This is a genomic window from Baekduia sp. Peel2402 (assembly GCF_052567285.1).
Genome location: NZ_CP199582.1, coordinates 5,177,097 through 5,194,072, shown reverse-complemented (window position 1 = coordinate 5,194,072; position 16,976 = coordinate 5,177,097). Strand labels below are relative to the sequence as shown.

Below are 16,976 nucleotides of genomic sequence, written 5' to 3'. Positions count from 1 at the left end.
CGCGTCTTGCGACGCGCCCGTACCGGTGCTGGAACGCCAGCCGTTGTCTCAGTTGCTGCCAACGGCCGGGATGTTGAGGGTGTACGTCGGGTCGAGCACGACGTTGGACAGGTTCTTGGAACCGGTGATCGCCTGCGCGGGCTGGAACAGCGGGAAGTACGGGCTGTCCTCGTTCAGCTTGCGCTGGAAGTCCTGGAAGAGCGAGCCGCGCTCGGAGTCCTCCAGGGTGGAGCCGGCCTTCTCGCCCAAGGCGGCGATCTCCGGAGCCATGTCCTTCGTCCACTTGGCGTTGGCCGCGCGGCCCGACGCGCCCGGCGCGTAGACCAGGTAGTCGTTGGGATCCGGGTAGTCCGGGCCCCAGTAGGAGACCGACAGCTGGTTCTTGCCCGCCGCGTAGTTCTTCAGGAACGTGACCGCCGGTCGGCCGTCGAGCGAGACGTCGATGCCGATCTTGTCCAGGTCGGACTTGACCTTCTGAGCGACCGACGAGAACGACACGCCGTTGGGCGTCGCGTCGCTGGGGTAGCTGAGCTTCAGCTTGATCCCGGTCTTGCCGGCCAGCGCCGCCTTGGCGGCGTCGAGGTCCTGCTTGACCGCGTCAGAGGACTCCAGCGCGCCGAGGAACTGCGACGGGATCAGGCCAGCCGCCTGGGAGGCGCCCTCGCCCGACAGGCGCGTGTAGCCCTCGTAGTCGAGCGCGAGGCGGATCGCCTTGCGGACGTTGGCGTCGCCGGTCGGCGACACCTTGCTGTCCATGTTGGCCTCCACGTCGAAGATGTTGACGGAGGCGTCGGTGGTGACCTGCAGCGCCCCGTTGGACTTCAGCGTGCCGGCCTGCTGGGCCGACAGGTCGAGGGCGATCTCGTTCTGGCCGCGCTGGACGTTGAGCAGCTGCGTCGGGGCGGCCATGTTGCGGACCACGACCTTCGGGAAGCCCTTGGCCTCGCCCCAGTACTTGCCGTTGGCGTTCAGCGTGTACTGCTGGTTCTGCTGCGCGGTGCCCAGGACGTAGGGACCCGAGCCGGCGCTGGCCGTCTGGAGGTAGGCCTCCGCCTTGTCGGTCTTGTTGGCGTCCTTCGCATCCGTGCCGCCGTGCGCCTTGAGGACCTTCGAGTTCAGGATCGAGGTCGGCGGGGTGGCCAGGATGCGAAGGAGCGCCGGGTTGGCCTTCTTGGACTCCACGACGACCGTCTTGTCGTCGGGCGCGGTGACGGTGACGCCATCAAGCAGGAACGCGCCGCTGCCCTGCATGTTGACCATGCGGTTGAGCGAGAAGACGACGTCGGCCGAGGTGACCGGCGTGCCGTCGGAGAACTTCGCGGCCGTGTCGAGCGTGAAGGTGAAGGTCTTGGTGTCGGCGCTGCCCTTCCAAGACTTCGCGAGCGACGGGACCGGCTCGGTCTTGCCGGGCTCGAAGGTGACGAGCGTGTCGTACATCGCCTTGACCAGCATGTTGTTGGTCGGCGTGAACTCGTGCCCCGGATCGATGCCCTTGTCGACGAACGAGTTGTCGATGACGAGCGTGCCGGTCGGCGTGCCGCCGCCGTCAGCCTGCGTGCTGCCGCCACCGTTGCCGGTGTCGGACGAGGGGCTCGTCGAGGAGCTCCCGCCGCACCCGGCGACACCGAGCGCGCCGACCGCCGCAACGAGTGTGATGGTCCTTCCCAGCCTGCTGATCTGCATGTGCCCTCTTGCTCCTCCGGGCGCCCACCGCGCCGTCAAATGTTCAGGTGGCCCTGGCGGCCGGTGCGCATCATATTCAATATGCTGGCCACAATGTCCAGTTCTTTGAATGAGGTTGGGGTCGGGAGCGTCGACGTCGCGATCGTCGGAGCAGGGATCACCGGGCTGTCAGCGGCCTGGCACCTCACCCAGCGCGGGCTCTCGGTCGCGGCCTTCGACGGCACCGGGATCGGGTCCGGCGCCACCGCGGTCCAGCCGGGAGGCGTGCGTCAGCAGTGGGGCACCGAGGTCGCTTGCCGCATGGCCCGTGAGGCCTACGCCTTCTACAACGAGATCGGCGAGCGGCTCGCCCCGGCGGTCGACCCTCAGCTTAGGGCGTGCGGCTACCTGTTCGTGGCGCTGGGCGACGACGAGCTGGCCGCGCAGCGCCAGCGCCTGGAGCTGCAGCACCGGCTCGGCGTGCCGTCGCGCGAGGTCACCCCGGCCGAGGCGGGCGCGCTGGTCGAAGGACTCGACACGAGCGCGATGGTCGGCGGCGTCTGGTGCGACCAGGACGGCTACTTCGACCGGCCGCTCGCCGTGGTCGGCGCGTTCGCCGACGCCGCGACGCGCGGCGGCGCCACGTTCGTGGACCGGCGCGTGGAAAAGGTCGTGCGCGACGGCGAGGGTTGGCGCCTGGAGCTGCGCGGCGGCGAGGTCGCCCATGCGGGCGCGGTCGTCGTGGCCGCCGCCTGGGACACGCCCGAGCTGCTCTCCCCTCTCGGCGTCGACCTGCCGATCGAGCGCGAGCCCAAGTACTTGTTCTACTCCGACCCGATCCGCGAGCGGCTGCTGGAGCCGCTGGTGATCGTGCCCGAGCTGCACTTCGCCGCCAAGCAGCTGGCCGACGGCAGCGTGCTGGCCAGCGACCTGGGCGGCGGCAGCCGCGAGGGCGAGGGCAAGGAGGACTGGCACCGCAACGTGCGCCGCGCGATCAGCAAGACGCTGCCGATCCTCGAGTACGTGTCCTTCCCCGTGCTGGTCGAGGGCTTCTACGACGTGACGCCCGACCGCCAGCCGGTGCTCGGCCCGATCGAAGGCCACGACGGGCTGTTCGTCGCCGCGGGGCTCAACGGCCGCGGGTTGATGATGGCCCCGACGATCGGCCGCGTGATCGCCGAGAGCGTCGCGACCGGCGCCATGGAGGAGTCGATGGCCGCGCTGTCGCCCTCGCGTTTCGGCGGCGGGACGCTCACGCCCGAGCTGCAGGTCGTCTGAGTAAGGTTGCCCCGCACGATGTCGACCGCTGAGCCGCCCAGCCAACAGGAGTTCCTCGGAGCGCAGCTCCGCGCGCTCAGGGGCTCTCGCCGCCTGTCCCTGGGCGAGGTGGCCAAGGAGACCGGGATCTCCGCCTCGTTCCTGTCGTTGGTCGAGAACGGCCGCAGCGACATCACGATCGGGCGCTTGACCAGGTTGGTGGACTACTACGGGATCTCCGTCGTCGACCTCCTGCCGTCCGCCGAGAACGCCGATCCCGACATCGTCCGCGCGGGCGAGACGCGCCAGCTGCGCTCCCCCGAGGAGGGCACCACGATGTACTTGCTCGCGTCGGGGACCAACCGCACCATGTTGCCGATGCTGCTGGAGCTGGAGCCCGGATCGTCGATGGCCGAGCGCGGCCACCACGACGGCGAGGAGTTCGTCCACGTCCTCGACGGAACGCTCCTGCTCGAGGTTGACACCTCCGAGCCCCAGACGCTCAACGCCGGCGACTCGGCCTACTACCGCGCCGACCGCCCGCACCTCTTCCGCAACGCGAGCGCCGACGCGCCGCTGCGGCTGATCTGCGTCGACTCGCCGCCGCCGCTCTAGGCGGCCTGGTGGGCGGCGAGCGTCCGCGGCCCGGCCAGCTCGAGCCACTCCGCGGTCCAGCCGCTGCCGTCGCCGAGCACCGCCGCGCGGGCCTGCGCCGCCAGCTCCGGCGGCGCGTCGACGTGGAGGCGCTCGACGTGCGCCAGCGCCCGCGCGACCAACGCGCGGTCGCCGTCGTCACGGCGCTCGGCGACCAAGGACCCCAACTCGGCGTACACGTGGTCCAGCCCGTACGTCTTGCCCAGCTCCGGGACGGCGGCGAGCAGGCGGCGGTGGACGTCGGCCGGCTGCGGCGCGACGTCGGCGCGCTTCAACTCCATCAAGAACGCCGGCGCGTCCACGCCCTCCATCACCGCGGCGATCGGGTAGCGGGCCTCGATCTCGGGGACGGCGGCGCGCAGCTCCTCGATCGCCCAGACGCCGGTCATCCCGCCCATCGCTGGCTCCCGTCGACCACGGTCCGCAGCGCGTCGTGGGCGCGTGTGCTCCAGCCGGTCGCGCCCGCGGCGTCGAAGCTCGCGACGGCCGCCTCCAGCTCCAGCCGCGCCTCTTCCCCGCGCTGGTGGCGCCGCAGCCAGACGCCGTAGGCCAGGTGCACGCGCCCGGCAGAGAACGGTCCGCGGGCCGTTGCGGCGGCGCGGGCCGTCCGCAGGTCGCCTTCGACGTTGTCGCCGAGGTCCAGCAACGCCCGTGCGTAGGGCAGCGTCACGCGCAGCAGGGGCGACGGCACCGCGGCAGCCGTCAATGTCAGCGCCTCGACCAGCGGCCGGACCTCCTCGGCGCGCCCGATCGCCGCGGCGGCCTCGGCCAGGTCGCCGATCGCCGCCCAGCGGCGGCTGACCGCCATCAGCGGCAGGTCTGCGTCCCACAACGCGGTCAGCGCGGTAAACGCGCCGTCGGCGTCCTCGGCCGCCAGCCGGGAGCGCCCGCGCGCGAGGTGCACGTCCACCAACAACGCCCCGCGGCCGTCGGCGGCGCGCTCGGCCGCGTCGGCGAGCACCTCGGCGCGCGCGATGTCGCCCTCGGCGCCAGCGATCCGCGCCTCCAAGGCCCGGAAGCACCCAACCAGGAACGGCTGCGCGGTCTCGTCGGCGAGCTTGAGCCCCTCGTCGAGATCGGCGACGACCGCGTCGCACCCCGCGGTGGCCAGGTGGCAGCGGGCGCGGTCCAGCAGCGCGAACGGCAGCAGCCCGAGCCGGCCCTCCTCGCGGAGCTGGTCGATCGACGCCGACAGAAAAGGGAGCGCGAGGTCGGCGTCGCCCAGCGTCATCGCCGCATCGCCGTGGACGCGCGCCAGCAGCGGATCGCCGTCGGCGTCCTCCGGAGCGGCGCGCAGGTACTCGAGCACCTCGGCGCCGCGCTCGGCGGGGCAGACGACCGACAGCGGTCCGGTCAGCGCGGGCGCGTCCTCGATCTCGCCGATCCGATCGGCCAGCGCCAGCAGCTCGGCCTTGGGCGCGCGGTCGGCGCGGGTCGCCTTCGCCTTCTCGACGAGCTGCGTCAGGAGCGTCCGCGTCCACATCGCGTCACCGTCGGCGTAGGCCTCCTGCGCAGCGGCGACCAGCTCGTGGGCCTGCCCGCCGTCGTCCGGGCGCCAGAGGTCGTACAACCCCTGCAACATGGCGATCCAGTGGCGGTGCTCGGAGGTCTGCGCCGCGTTCTCGGCCTGGCCCAGGAACGTGGCGACGATGTCAGCACGGCCGATCTCATAGGCCAACTCGGCCGCTTCCAGGAGCCGTGGCACGCGCGCGAACGGGTCCTGGCTGACCTGCGCCGCGCGGTCCATCGTCGCCAGCGCGTCGCGGATCCGGCCGCGCTCGCGGACGGCGTTGGCGGCGTCGGAGAGCTGTTCGGCCAGCGCCTCGTCGGGCATCAGCGACGCGGCCGCGCGATGCCACGCGGCGCGGTAGGGCTCCTTGGCCAGCAGCCGGGAGAGCGCGACGTGCATCCCGTGGCGCCGCGGCAGCGACGCGGCCTGGTAGATCGCCGACCGGGCGGCCTCGCTGCGGAAGCGGATCGTGCCGCCGTCGCCTTCGACGATCCGGTGCGTGAACGCGGCGTGGCCGGCGGCGAGCGTCTCCTCGATCCCGGCCTTCAGCCGCGCGGCGGCGGCGCGGACCGCCTCGTTCAACGAGGTGGAGTCGTTGGCCGCGGCGGCGAGCAGGACCTCGCGCGTGGCGAGCGGCAGCCGTTCGACCTCGGCGGCCAGCCCGCGGATCAACCGCGGTGACAACGGCAGCGCGATCGGCGGCCGAACGCATTGGCGGCGCCACGCGGCCGGGGTTGCGCGAGCCAACTCGACCAAGGCCATCGGGTTGCCTGCGGCGGCCTCGACGATCCGCTCGGTGATGAACGTCGGCAGGCCGGTGTCGACCTCGGCCAGCACGGCGCGCGCCGCAGGCTCGGTCAGCGGGCCGACCCTCAGGACCGGCAGGTCCTCCCCACGCGCGCGCGGCGAGCCGTCGCCAAGCGCGACGACCACCGCGAACGGCATCCCGACGAAGCGGGGAGCCGCGTGGACGAGGGCGTCCCAGCCACGGTCGTCGACGTGGTCGCCGTCGTCGAGCAGCAGCAGCGTCGGCGGCTGACGCCGGTCGTTGCCGGCGGCGAGGAGGCCGTGCACCTCGTCCAGCGTCACGGACCCTCCGCGGGCGGTCACTACGCGGACACCGCGGTCGGCCGCCCGGCGGCCAGCGGCGTCCAATAGCGCGGAGATCCCGATGCCGGGCTCCCCGGCCAGGACGAGACCGGGCCGATCGCTCAGCTCGGCGACCACGGCGTCTAGCGCGAGGAGCTCTCGGTCGCGTCCGTGGATCGGGCCGAAGCTCACCCACTCAATGTAGGACGCCCGGTCAGCCCGCCAACGCGGCCTTGGCCTCGATCGTGTCCTGGTCGGCGAGAACCTCGTCCGCGCCGGCCTCGATTCCGTCAAGCGCCTGACGCACGACGTCGGCCGGATCGTTCTTGGGGATGTCCCAGCCGGCCATCATGTCCGTGTCGGTTGCGCTGAGGTAGAGGCCGGTGACCTGGGTGCCCTGATCGGCCAGCTCCATGCGAGCGCCGTTGGTCAGGCTCCAGGCGGCGGCCTTCGCGGCGCCGTAGGCGTTGGCGCCCGGGTAGGAGACCCAGGACATGCGCGAGTTGACGTTGAGGATCGCGCCGCCGCCGTTGGCCGCGAGGACCGGCGCGAAGGCGCGGATCGTCGCCAGCGGGCCGTAGAAGTTGGTGTCGATCTCGCGGCGGATCGCGTCAAGGTCGCCGGTGACGAGGTCGGCGCCGGTGGTGACGCCGGCGTTGTTGATGAGCAACGTGACGTCGGGTGCGGCGGCGACCGCGGCGGCGACGGCGTCCGGGTCGGTGATGTCGAGCGCCAGCGACGTGACGCCGGGTACGTCGATCGTTTGCGGGTCGCGGGCCGTGGCGTACACCTTGGCGGCGCCGCGCTCCAGCAGCTGGACGGCGAAGTGGCGGCCGAGGCCGCGGTTGGCGCCGGTGACCAGCGCGATGCTTCCTTCGATGTTCATGGCGTTGACGCTACGGGCGCTGAATGCGCGTCTCAATGCGTATTTGACGCTGATCGATGCCCTATCGTCTCATCGACGATGGATGATGCGCTCACCGGCCTGCTTGACCTCGCCGCGGTCCGCGGCGTCCTCGGCGCGCGGATCGCCGCCGGCTCGGACTGGGGCTGGTGGTCGGCCGCGACGCCCGGCGCCGCGTTCCACGCGGTGACCGAGGGGACGGCGTGGCTGGCGCGACCGGGCGAGGCGCCGATCGAGCTGGCGCCCGGCGACGTCCTGCTGCTGCCCGGCGGCGCCGAACACGCGCTCGGCAGCGATCCGGCGGCGGTGGCGCGCACGTCGCCGCAGCGCTTCGACACCTACAGCTTGGATGACGACGGCACCGTCCGGATCGGCCGCGACGCGCACGCGGCGCCGCGCACGCGGATCCTCTGCGCGCACTACGCGCACGACCCGTCGGCGTCCGCGCCGGTCCTCGCGCTCCTTCCAGAGGTGATCCACCTGCGCGCCGAGACCTGCGGCAGCGCCGCGCTGACCGGGACCGTCGCGCTGCTGGCTGATGAGCTCGCCGCGCCGCTGCCCGCCAGCGCGCTCGTCCTCGGTCGCCTGGTCGACGTCCTGCTCGTCCAGCTGCTGCGCGCGTGGCTGGCGTCCGACGAGGCGCTGTCCGGCGCGCCTTCCCCTCTGCGCGCGCTGCGCGACCCGGTCGTCACCGCGGCGATGGCGGAGATCCACGCCGCGCCCGGCCATCCCTGGACCACCTCCGAGCTGGCCCGCGCGACCGCCGTCTCCCGCGCGACGCTCGCCCGCCGCTTCCCGGCGGTCGTGGGCGAGACGCCCGCCGGCTACCTCACGCGCCGCCGCATGGACCTCGCGGCCCGCCGCCTGCGCGACACCGACGACTCGCTCGAGCAGATCGCTCAGGCCGTCGGCTACACCTCGGTCTACGCCTTCAGCCGCGCGTTTCGCCGCGCCCGCGCGGTGCCGCCGGGGCGCTACCGGACGCAGGCGCGGGCGGCCGCCACCGCTGCGGCTTAGGCGGTCAACGTCTCCACCAGGCGGTCCAGCGTCTGCGACCAGCCCGGCTCCATCCCTGCGAGCACGGGCGCGGCTTCAGGCCGGACGTTGCCGACGCGGACCTCCATCTTCAGCGTGGCGCCGTCGCTGCCGCGCGGTACGATCCGGACGTCGTGGACCGCGCTGAACAGCGGGCGACCGTTGCCGTCCAGCGGTGCCAGCTCGAAGGCCAGCGCGCGCGGCCGACGCACGGACGTGAAGCGTCCCTCGGCGACGTGGCGCGTCCCGTCGCCCTCGGCCATGACGATCCGCAGCGCGCCGCCCGCGCGGGCCTGCACGACCGTGCCGTCGGCGACCGCGAAGTGCCGCGGCGCCCACCACTCGCGCACGCCGGCCTCGGTCGTCCACGCCGCCCAGACCGCCTCGGGCCGCACGGGCAGCGCGCGTTCGAAGCTCAGCGTGCGCGCCGCGCCGGTCTCACCGGCGATCGCTTGCGCGTAGCGCGCCAGCACGTCCTCGTCGTCAGTCACGGACTCAAACGGCTCCAGCCACCCGCGCAGCTCGCGCAGCGGCCCGCGCTCCAGCGCGTAGATCCGCCGCGTCCCGAGCGGGTGCGACGTCACGAGCCCCGCGCGCTGCAACGCCTGCAGGTGCTTGGTCGCCTGCGGCTGGCGCAGCTCCAAACGCTCCGCGATCTCACCGACCGCGCGTGGCGCCTCGTTCAGCAGCGCGACGATCCGCACGCGATTGGACTCCGCGAGCGCGACGAGCGTCGGCGTCGGATCGGTGGCGGCGGCATCGGCCATGTCTCAAGAATATGCCTCTTGACAAATATTCCTTGCAAAGAATATTGTGGCTTGCATGACGACGACCACCCTCACCCGCACCTACCCCGCCACCGCCGCCCGGATCTGGGAGCTGTGGACGACCCGCGCCGGCATCGAAGCCTGGTGGGCGCCCGACGGCTTCACCACCGAGGTCCGGACGCTCGACCTGCGTCCTGGCGGCGACCTCATCTACGCCATGACCGCCACCGGACCCGAGCAGGTCGAGTTCATGACCAACAACGGGATGCCGCTGAGCACCGAGTCCCGCAAGACGTTCACCGAGCTGGACGAGCCCACGCGGTTGGCCTACACCTCGCTGGTCGACTTCGTCCCCGACCACGAGCCTTACGAGCACCTCACCACCGTCGATCTCGTCGAGGAGGAGGACGGCACCACCACGGTCACCATGACCGTCGAGCCACTGCACGACGACGTCTGGACCGAGCGCCTCCTCGCCGGGCGCGCGATGGAGCTCGACCACCTCGGGGCGCTGCTCGGGGAGGCGGGCGGATCCTAGTCCGGCGGCGCCAGCCGCCACGCGCGGCGGAACAGCCACAGCCCCACGATCGCGATCGCTCCCATGAACACCCACTGGATCGCGCCGAGGAGCGCCTGCTGGCTGACCGCCGAAGGCTCTGGGAGCGTCCCCGCGCGCAGCGACTCCTTCAGGACCTCGTCGCCCGTGACTAGGACGCAGACGACAACCGCCGCATTGGACGACGCGTCCCAGAGTGCGTGCAGGACCGAGGCCACCAAGTAGGTCGCGATCACCACCAGGTTGATCCGCGGGCGCGGCCGGCCGCGGCTGTAGCCGAACAGCGCCGCGCCGAGCAGCCCGGTCCAGACGCCGTGGCCGAGCGGCGCGATCGCGGCGCGCAGCAGCTCCTCGGAGACCAGGTCGCTGGCCGAGAAGCCGTCGCCGCTGCGGAACCCGGCGTCCAGCGTGTAGCCGGCGGACTCAAACGACGCGAAGCCGAGGCCGACGGTCGCGCCGAGGATCAGCCCGTCGCGCACGCGGTAGGACGGCAACGTCCACGCCACCGCGACCAGCCCCGCCAGCTTCACGGCCTCCTCGATCAGCCCGACCCACAGGTTCGGCACCAGCCGCTCGGGCAGCAGCCACGTCTCCAGCGCCGCCGCGGCCATCAACCCCAGCACGCCAGCGGCGCAGAACCCGCTGATCAGCCGCGCAGGCGACAGCGTCGTGTGGTGCCCGTGCTCCAGCAGCCAGAAGACGCACGCCACCGGCACCAGGAAGCTGCCGAGCATCACGACCGCCGGCAGCAGGATCAGGTCGTCGGTCGCGACCAGCGTCGCCGTCGAGACCGCCCACAACCCCAGCCCGGCGAGCAGCACCGTTCGCCACGTGTGCAGCGAACGGTGCTGTGCCGCGGACGCGCTCATGGCCATGAGCGCGTCCTACCTCACGTCGGGCTGTCTAACTCCCGCCGCCGCCGGGCTGAACGGTCCCGTTGACCGTCAGCGTGTACGGCGCGTACTGCTGGACCTGCTCGGTGGGGTCGTCGTAGGCGACGATCGCCACGACCTGGTCGAACGGCGTCATCAGCGCGGCCTGGCCGCGGCTGACCTTGAACGAGGCCTTGCCGTCGAACGTCGCCTGGGCCACGACCGGGACCTTGCCGGGCCGGATGCCGACGAGCTTGACGTTCCAGTTGTGGACCGTCGTCGGGTGGACCTCGCTGGGCGAGTCGAACGGATCCAGCGACGACCCGTCGCTGATCGCCGTCCCGCCGACCGAGATGTCGTCCACCTTCAGCCCGCCTTCGTTGACGCCGCCGTCGCTCACGTACCGGATCGCGATCAGCACGTCCTGGCCGGCGTAGGCAGACAAGTCATAGGACTCGTCCTCGAAGCCGGTCGTCGTGCCGTTCAGGCCCGGTCCGAGCGGCGCCTCGCCGGTGTGGTTGCCGGGGATCGTCGTGTAGGTCGCGCCGCCGTCGGTCGAGACCTGCACGTAGCCGTAGTCAAAGCCGGCCTCCGCGCCGTACTTGGCGAGGAACTTCAGCGTCGGGTCGGCCGCGGGCACGCTGGCCTTGAAGACCGCCGACGCGTCGGTGTTGTTCTCATTGCCCGACCACAGCACCGGGTTGCCGGGCCGGTCCGGGTCGTCGGTGACGACCGTCCACGCCAGCGGCAGCGGCGGCAGCGTCGTCGCGCCCTTGAAGGACAAGGACTTGACGTCACGCCCGCGCAGGGCCTTGCCGTTGGCACCGCGGAGCGCGACAAAGTCCGCCCCGTTGGGCGCCGCGCCCGGATCGTCGTAGGCGTCCGGGTTGGCGAGGTTGACCGACGAGCGCAGCGACTTAGACGTGATCCGGCTCTTCGTCGTCCCGATCACGACCGAGTGCTTGGCGTCGCCAACCAGCTTGTCCAACAACGTCATCGACTGGTAGTCGTGGATGACCGAGTACAGGTCCTTCGCGCCCTCGGCCTTCACCGCCGCCTCGACGCTCGGCAGGCCCTGGAGCTCGCCGTCGCGATGCAGGCGCGAGATCACGTCCGTGCCGTAGCGGTCATAGAGGAACAGCATGAAGCTGTAGGCGTTGCCGTAGTCGGCGAGCACCGCATTGGCATTGCCTTGGTCCTCGCCCCATAGGTTGAGCGAGTTCTCCGGCCCGCCGCAGTCGCGCGGGTTGGGGTTGAACGGCGACTGCGTGATGCCGTAGCCCTGGTAGCAGTAGATGTGGCTGTCGGCGCCCTTCTGGTCGATCGTCGCCGACGCGTCGACGTAGCCGGTCAGCGTCTGGGCGAAGTCCGACAGGCCCTCGTTGAGCCAGGTCGTCTCGAAGCCGTCGGTGTAGTACTGCAACAGGTGCTGCCACTCGTGCGCAAACGTGCCCTCGTAGAGGTTCGGGCGCGCCGGGCGGCTCGTGCAGAGGTCGTCGGTCGGCTCGTCGGGCGGGTTGTCCGTCGTGCGGTGCGCCCAGTCGAACGCGTCGATCGTCATCACGTTGCGGTCGACGAGCTCGTTGAACTGCGACGAGAAGAAGCCCGCGATGTAGGTCGGCGCGGCCGGGAAGGTGTAGTAGTTGTCGTCCCGGACGTTGTCGATCAGCGCGACGGTGTTGTCGCCGTCGCCGGTGTAGTCGCCGCCCTGGCCGTTCGCGTCGGCCCCGATCTGCGCGTTGGTGCCGTCGCGGTCCGGAGGCGTGGAGAAGGCCTCGGTCTCCTTCGGGTACATGTTGCCGTCGAACTCCGTGATCAGGCGCTGGACCTGCGCGTCGGTGATCGTCGTGGAGTCCGGGATCTGGGCGCGGCAGTCGCCCTCCGGGAACGCGAGGTCGTTGGCGACCCACACCTCGATGTGGTCGCCGACGCCGCGCAAGGTGTAGTCCTTGCGGTAAAGGGTGCCGTTGGCGTCGTCCAGAGCGATCCACTGGCGGACGGTGCCGACCGCCGGCGTGGCGGCTGCGGCGGCCGACGGCGCGGCCTTCAGCTGGGCTTGGCCGGCTGCCAGCCCAAGCTTGGACGTCGAGTAGGTCTTGCCGGGCGGCAGCTCGCGGACGCCGGCTGCGGCGGAGCCCGCTGCCTTCGTCGTGACCGCTCCGGACGCGGCGCCAGGCACGGCGCCGAGGCAGGCCGTGGCCAGGACTCCGGCCACGATCTTCCATCTGCTCATCTGATGCTCCCCATAGGTCAGGCAGGCTCCCGCGCCTGCGCGAAGCCGCACGCATACCCAGGGCGGGCGAAACGAACCCAGTGAGGGCTACCGCGCGTTCGCGCGCCGTCGGATGGCGCGCTGGGCCGTTAGCGGGAGAACCACCCTCGGGGTAGAACCTCTCCCCATGGCGAGCTCCGAGGCCACGACGATCGACGCGGGTGGCCGGGAGCTGCGCGTCTCCAACCCCTCGCGGGTGATCTTCCCCGCCACCGAGCGCACGCCGGAGGTCACCAAGCTGGACGTCGTGCAGTACTACCTGGCGGTCGGCGACGGGATCATGCGGGCGCTGCGCGAGCGGCCGACGACGCTGGAGCGCTGGCCGAAGGGCGTGCACGAGGGGATCGTGGTCTCGACGCGCGAGCGCGGCGGCGGCGGGGACGCGTTCTTTCAAAAGCGCGTGCCGCGCGGCGCACCCGAGTACCTCGAGACCGCGCGGATCGCGTTCCCGTCGGGGCGCTTCGCCGACGAGGTCTGCCCCACCGAGATCGCGGTCGTCGGCTGGTGCGGCCAGATGGGCACGATCACGTTCCACCCGTGGCCGGTTCGGCGCGCCGACGTCGACCATCCCGACGAGCTGCGGATCGACCTCGACCCCCAGCCGGGGACCGACTTCGCCGACGCGGTGCGCGTGGCGGCGACGGCGCGGGAGCTGCTTTCGGACCTCGGCTACGTGGGCTTCCCGAAGACGTCCGGCGGCCGCGGCGTCCACATCTACGTGCGGATCGAGCCGCGCTGGTCGTTCACCGACGTCCGCCATGCCGCGATCGCCTTCGGCCGCGAGCTGGAGCGGCGGCTGCCGGGCGAGGTCACGACCAAGTGGTGGAAGGAGGAGCGGGGCGAGAAGATCTTCGTGGACTACAACCAGAACGCGCGCGACCGCACGATCGCCTCGGCCTACTCGATCCGGCCCAAGCCGGGCGCGCCGGTGAGCGCGCCAGTGCAGTGGGACGAGCTGCGCGCGATCGCGCCCGAGGACTTCACGGTGTCCACGATGCCCGCGCGCTTCGCGGAGGTCGGGGACCTGCATGCTGCGATCGACGACGTCGCCCACGACCTGACGCCGTTGTTGGACATGTATGAGAAGGACGAGGCCGGGGACATGCCCTATCCGCCCGACTACCCCAAGATGCCGGGCGAGCCCAAGCGGGTCCAGCCGTCGCGAGACACGGACCGCAAGAAGGACGCGGAGGCCTCGGACTCCGAGCCTGACGCCGACTAGCTCGCCGCGGGGCCCTGCGGCAGCTTCTTGGTGCCGCGGCGCGCGGCCGGCGCGGACGGCGGCGGCACGACCGGGCCGATGTCGCCGTCGGGCGCCTCGTCGAGGTCGACGATCACGGGCGCGTGGTCGCTCGGGCCCTTGCCCTTGCGCGCCTGGCGGTCGATCCAGGCGGCCTGTGCGCGCTCGGCGACTGGCCCGCCCGCGAGGATCAAGTCAATGCGCATGCCTAGGTCCTGGTGGAACATGCCCGCGCGGTAGTCCCAGTAGGAGAAGACGCGCTCGGTCGGCCAGCGGTCGCGGACGACGTCGTGCAACCCCAAGGCCTTGATCGACTCGAGCGCCTCGCGCTCACGCGGCGTGACGTGCGTGTGGCCTTCGTAGGCCTCCGGGTCGAAGACGTCCTCGTCGGTGGGCGCGATGTTGACGTCCCCGGCGATGATCGCGCGCTCGGCGTCCGGCGCGACCATCGCCTTCAACGCCTCCAGCCACTTCAACTTGTAGTTGTAGTGGTCGCTGTCGACCGAGCGGCCGTTGGGCACGTAGACCGACGTGATCCGCAGGCCACCGCACGTGGCCGTCACCGCGCGCGCCTCTGGCTCCGGGAAGCCCGGGCCGTCCGGGATCCCGCGCACGACGTCCTCCAGGCCGACCTTCGACAAGATCGCCACGCCGTTCCACGACGTCTCGCCGTGCGCGGCGACCTCGTAGCCGCGCGAGGAGAACTCCTCCCCCACGAGCGCGGCGAACGCGTCGTCGGTCAGCTTCGTCTCCTGTAGGCAGACCACGTCGGGCTTGCGCTTGTCCAGCCACGGCAGCATCCGCGGCATCCGCTGCTTGAGCGAGTTGACGTTCCAGGTGGCGATGCGCATCGCCGCCCAACGCTACCCGCTAGTTCGGCACGATCACGAGCTTGCGGCGCGGCGAGCCGGCCTGGCGCTTCCAGGCGTCGGCGGCGTCGTCGAGCGCGACGCTCTCGATGTCAATCGTCAGCTTCTTCTTGACGGCGTAGCCCCAGAGCGCGTCAAGCGCGGCGCGCTCCTCCTCGGGCGTGCTGAGGAAGTTGGTGTACCCGAGGATCGACAGCTCGCTGAAGCGGAGCTTGACCGGCGAGAACGTCGCCTCGGAGTCCGCGGACTGACCGAGCTGGACGAGGCGGCCGCGGGTGGCGAGCGCTTCGAGCGCGGCGGAGGCGGGCGCGCCCCAGAGCGGGTCGATGACCAGGTCGTAGGGACCGCCGGCGTCGAGAAACGCCTTGGTCAGCCCTTCGACGGTGAGCTCGTCGGCGATCTGCACGGTCTTGTTGGCGCCGCGCTCCTTGGCGCGCTCCAGGCCCTCTGCCGAGCGCGCCGCGGCGGTGACGCTGCCGGCGCCGAGCAGCTTGGCGACCTGTACCGCGATGCTGCCCACGACGCCCGAGGCGCCGAGGACCAGCACCTTCTCGCCGCGCTGCAGCTTGGCCACGCGCGTGAGCGCGCCCCAGCCGGCGCTGCCCGCGATCCCGCACGCGACCGCCACCGCGTCGTCGATCCCGTCGGGCACGTCGATCAGCGCGTCTGGGGGCACGAGCGTGCGCTCGGCGATCGAGCCGAAGGGCGCGACGGTCCTGCGGAAGTAGACGCGGCGCCCATCCTGGGTGCGACCGACGCCCTCGGAGCCGACGACGCTCGGCACGGCCGGGCTGCGGTCGGCCAGCGCGCCGGACGCAACACGCAGGTCAATCGGGTTCAGGCCGGCGGCCAGGACCTCGAGGACGACCGCCTCGCCCGCGCGCGCTTCCGCGGCGTCCTCCGGGTCGCCGAACTCCGCGACGGTCGGCGGGTGGCCCAGCTTCTGGAGGACGGCGGCGCGCATCAGCCCACCCTACCGCTATGACTTGACACAGTTTCGCGAACTGTATGCAATTGACCACATGTCCTCAATGCGCGTCCTCATCGCCGGCGGCGGGATCAGCGGCTTGCTGCTCGCCCAGGGTCTCAAGCGGTCCGGCCTCGACTGCGTGGTGCTCGAGCGCGAGCCCGCGCAGCGGCGGCGTTCCGGCTACCGGCTGACGCTCGACGCCGACGGCGGCAACGCGCTGGAGGCGTGCCTGCCGGGCGAGCTGTACGAGCTGTACCTGCGGGCGTCCCACCGCACCCCGGCGCGCCACGACATCGCGATCGTGATCGATGTCCAAGGCCGCGAGCTGACGACCGCGCCGCACCTCGGGCCGCCCAACGGCGGCGAGCGGCCGCACACCGCGATCGACCGGCGCGTGTTCCGGCAGATCCTGGAGGCCGGGCTCGGCGACGGCGTGCTGCGCCACGCCGCGGCCGTCGAGCGGTTCGAGGCTGACGACGACGGCGTGCGCGTGACGCTCGCGGGCTCGGGCGAGGTGCTCGAAGGCGACGTCCTGGTCGGCGCCGACGGCGTCGGCTCGGCGGTGCGCCGCGCGCTGCTGCCGGACGTCGCGATCATCCCGGCGCCCGTCGGCGGCCTTGACCTCTTCGCGCGCTCACCGGTCGACGACGCGATCTTGTCGTCGTTGCCGGAGACGGTGGCGTCCGGCTTCACGATCGCGCGCGACGACCGCGGCGGCCTGCTGGCGATGGGCGGCTACGTGCCGCGCCAGGCGCCGGACGCGGCCGCTCGCGAGGCGGCGCCGGGCGTCCGGGTCGACCCGATCGAGCCCTACATGATGCTCTTGGGCGGCATCCAGCCCGGGACGACCGTCCCGGACCCGCGCGAGTGGACCGCCGACACGCCGCGCGCGCTGCACGAGGGCATGAAGGCGGTGGTCGCCGACTGGCACCCGGCGATCCGCGGGCTGGTCGAGCGCGTCGAGCTGGACTCGATCTTCGCCCACCCGTTCCGCAGGCTGGACCCGACGCCGGCGTGGCCGACCTCGCGCGTGACGCTCGTCGGCGACGCCATCTGCGCGATGCTCCCAACGCTCGGCAAGGGCGCCAATATGGCGATGCGCAACGCGGCCGTCCTGCGCTCGGCGCTCGTCGCCGCCGACGCGGGCGAGCGCCCGTTGTTGGAGGCTTTGGCCGCCTACGAGGAGGACATGCGCACCGCGACCTACCCGATCATGGAGCTCGCCGCCGACCACGGCCGCTTCGGCGGCGGCGGCCTGCGCAAGCCGGAGGGCGCGCCGGCCTGAGCGATCCGTCCGGCCGTCGCAGGAGTGTTGCGCC

Annotated in this window: 15 protein-coding genes; 6 read left to right on the top strand and 9 right to left on the bottom strand. The window is 72.0% G+C overall.

Features of this window, described 5'->3' with window-relative positions; genetic code table 11:
- Positions 1–48: 48 nt before the first annotated feature.
- A complete protein-coding gene (locus tag ACT01A_RS25310) occupies positions 49–1,683 on the bottom strand; it encodes an ABC transporter substrate-binding protein (protein ID WP_445149889.1) in 1,635 nt (544 codons plus the stop codon).
- Positions 1,684–1,776: 93 nt separating this feature from the next.
- Between ACT01A_RS25310 and ACT01A_RS25305 the strand changes: the two genes are divergently transcribed.
- Entirely contained in the window at positions 1,777–2,940 is a 1,164-nt protein-coding gene (locus ACT01A_RS25305) for an NAD(P)/FAD-dependent oxidoreductase (protein ID WP_445149888.1), read from the top strand.
- An 18-nt stretch (positions 2,941–2,958) separates the two neighbouring features.
- A complete protein-coding gene (locus ACT01A_RS25300; RefSeq protein WP_445149887.1) occupies positions 2,959–3,534 on the top strand; it encodes a helix-turn-helix domain-containing protein in 576 nt (191 codons plus the stop codon).
- Here the strand turns inward: ACT01A_RS25300 and ACT01A_RS25295 are convergent.
- From ACT01A_RS25295 to ACT01A_RS25285, 3 genes are read right to left on the bottom strand one after another with little or no spacing between them, the layout of a single operon-like run.
- Complete coding sequence (locus ACT01A_RS25295) at positions 3,531–3,971, bottom strand: hypothetical protein (RefSeq protein ID WP_445149886.1); 441 nt, start codon at positions 3,969–3,971, stop codon at positions 3,531–3,533. The two genes, ACT01A_RS25300 and ACT01A_RS25295, sit on opposite strands and share 4 nt — an antisense overlap.
- Complete coding sequence (locus ACT01A_RS25290; protein WP_445149885.1) at positions 3,959–6,364, bottom strand: hypothetical protein; 2,406 nt, start codon at positions 6,362–6,364, stop codon at positions 3,959–3,961. Before ACT01A_RS25290 ends, ACT01A_RS25295 begins: the two co-directional genes overlap by 13 nt.
- A 22-nt stretch (positions 6,365–6,386) precedes the next feature.
- A complete protein-coding gene (locus ACT01A_RS25285; protein ID WP_445149884.1) occupies positions 6,387–7,058 on the bottom strand; it encodes an SDR family oxidoreductase in 672 nt (223 codons plus the stop codon).
- A gap of 78 nt (positions 7,059–7,136) precedes the next feature.
- On the opposite strand from ACT01A_RS25285, the gene ACT01A_RS25280 reads away from it, so the two are divergent.
- The gene (locus ACT01A_RS25280) at positions 7,137–8,093 is read left to right on the top strand and encodes an AraC family transcriptional regulator (protein WP_445149883.1); all 957 of its coding nucleotides are present in this window, start codon (positions 7,137–7,139) and stop codon (positions 8,091–8,093) included.
- Here ACT01A_RS25280 and ACT01A_RS25275 read toward each other — a convergent pair.
- Positions 8,090–8,878, bottom strand: coding sequence for a metalloregulator ArsR/SmtB family transcription factor (locus tag ACT01A_RS25275; protein ID WP_445149882.1), 789 nt, complete (start codon positions 8,876–8,878; stop codon positions 8,090–8,092). The genes ACT01A_RS25280 and ACT01A_RS25275 overlap by 4 nt on opposite strands.
- Positions 8,879–8,933: 55 nt before the next feature.
- Between ACT01A_RS25275 and ACT01A_RS25270 the strand changes: the two genes are divergently transcribed.
- Positions 8,934–9,416 carry an SRPBCC family protein gene (locus tag ACT01A_RS25270; RefSeq protein ID WP_445149881.1) on the top strand — a complete coding sequence of 161 codons (483 nt, stop codon included), beginning with the start codon at positions 8,934–8,936 and terminating at the stop codon, positions 9,414–9,416.
- Here the strand turns inward: ACT01A_RS25270 and ACT01A_RS25265 are convergent.
- On the bottom strand, positions 9,413–10,309 hold the full coding sequence (locus ACT01A_RS25265; protein WP_445149880.1) for a PrsW family glutamic-type intramembrane protease: 897 nt from the start codon (positions 10,307–10,309) through the stop codon (positions 9,413–9,415). The two genes, ACT01A_RS25270 and ACT01A_RS25265, sit on opposite strands and share 4 nt — an antisense overlap.
- Positions 10,310–10,337: 28 nt before the next feature.
- Positions 10,338–12,539 (bottom strand): choice-of-anchor J domain-containing protein, encoded by a 2,202-nt coding sequence (locus ACT01A_RS25260; RefSeq protein WP_445149879.1) that lies wholly within the window; start codon positions 12,537–12,539, stop codon positions 10,338–10,340.
- A 166-nt stretch (positions 12,540–12,705) separates the two neighbouring features.
- Here ACT01A_RS25260 and ACT01A_RS25255 point away from each other — a divergent pair, with 166 nt between their 5' ends.
- Positions 12,706–13,800, top strand: a complete 1,095-nt coding sequence (locus ACT01A_RS25255; RefSeq protein WP_445149878.1) for a DNA polymerase domain-containing protein — start codon at positions 12,706–12,708, stop codon at positions 13,798–13,800.
- Here ACT01A_RS25255 and ACT01A_RS25250 read toward each other — a convergent pair.
- Together ACT01A_RS25250 and ACT01A_RS25245 are read right to left on the bottom strand one after the other, a co-directional pair.
- Entirely contained in the window at positions 13,797–14,669 is an 873-nt protein-coding gene (locus ACT01A_RS25250; protein ID WP_445149877.1) for an exodeoxyribonuclease III, read from the bottom strand. The two genes, ACT01A_RS25255 and ACT01A_RS25250, sit on opposite strands and share 4 nt — an antisense overlap.
- A 19-nt stretch (positions 14,670–14,688) precedes the next feature.
- Positions 14,689–15,651, bottom strand: a complete 963-nt coding sequence (locus ACT01A_RS25245) for a quinone oxidoreductase family protein (RefSeq protein ID WP_445149876.1) — start codon at positions 15,649–15,651, stop codon at positions 14,689–14,691.
- Between the two features lie 58 nt (positions 15,652–15,709).
- Between ACT01A_RS25245 and ACT01A_RS25240 the strand changes: the two genes are divergently transcribed.
- Entirely contained in the window at positions 15,710–16,942 is a 1,233-nt protein-coding gene (locus ACT01A_RS25240) for an FAD-dependent oxidoreductase (protein WP_445149875.1), read from the top strand.
- Positions 16,943–16,976 lie beyond the last annotated feature (34 nt).

Bases quoted from the DNA above. Each gene is read 5' to 3' on its own strand.
- ACT01A_RS25310 (WP_445149889.1), bottom strand. From the start codon at position 1,683: ATGCAGATCAGCAGGCTGGGAAGGACCATCACACTCGTTGCGGCGGTC.
- ACT01A_RS25305 (WP_445149888.1), top strand. From the start codon at position 1,777: ATGTCCAGTTCTTTGAATGAGGTTGGGGTCGGGAGCGTCGACGTCGCG.
- ACT01A_RS25300 (WP_445149887.1), top strand. From the start codon at position 2,959: ATGTCGACCGCTGAGCCGCCCAGCCAACAGGAGTTCCTCGGAGCGCAG.
- ACT01A_RS25295 (WP_445149886.1), bottom strand. From the start codon at position 3,971: ATGGGCGGGATGACCGGCGTCTGGGCGATCGAGGAGCTGCGCGCCGCC.
- ACT01A_RS25285 (WP_445149884.1), bottom strand. From the start codon at position 7,058: ATGAACATCGAAGGAAGCATCGCGCTGGTCACCGGCGCCAACCGCGGC.
- ACT01A_RS25280 (WP_445149883.1), top strand. From the start codon at position 7,137: ATGGATGATGCGCTCACCGGCCTGCTTGACCTCGCCGCGGTCCGCGGC.
- ACT01A_RS25275 (WP_445149882.1), bottom strand. From the start codon at position 8,878: ATGGCCGATGCCGCCGCCACCGATCCGACGCCGACGCTCGTCGCGCTC.
- ACT01A_RS25270 (WP_445149881.1), top strand. From the start codon at position 8,934: ATGACGACGACCACCCTCACCCGCACCTACCCCGCCACCGCCGCCCGG.
- ACT01A_RS25265 (WP_445149880.1), bottom strand. From the start codon at position 10,309: ATGGCCATGAGCGCGTCCGCGGCACAGCACCGTTCGCTGCACACGTGG.
- ACT01A_RS25260 (WP_445149879.1), bottom strand. From the start codon at position 12,539: ATGAGCAGATGGAAGATCGTGGCCGGAGTCCTGGCCACGGCCTGCCTC.
- ACT01A_RS25255 (WP_445149878.1), top strand. From the start codon at position 12,706: ATGGCGAGCTCCGAGGCCACGACGATCGACGCGGGTGGCCGGGAGCTG.
- ACT01A_RS25250 (WP_445149877.1), bottom strand. From the start codon at position 14,669: ATGCGCATCGCCACCTGGAACGTCAACTCGCTCAAGCAGCGGATGCCG.
- ACT01A_RS25245 (WP_445149876.1), bottom strand. From the start codon at position 15,651: ATGCGCGCCGCCGTCCTCCAGAAGCTGGGCCACCCGCCGACCGTCGCG.
- ACT01A_RS25240 (WP_445149875.1), top strand. From the start codon at position 15,710: ATGTCCTCAATGCGCGTCCTCATCGCCGGCGGCGGGATCAGCGGCTTG.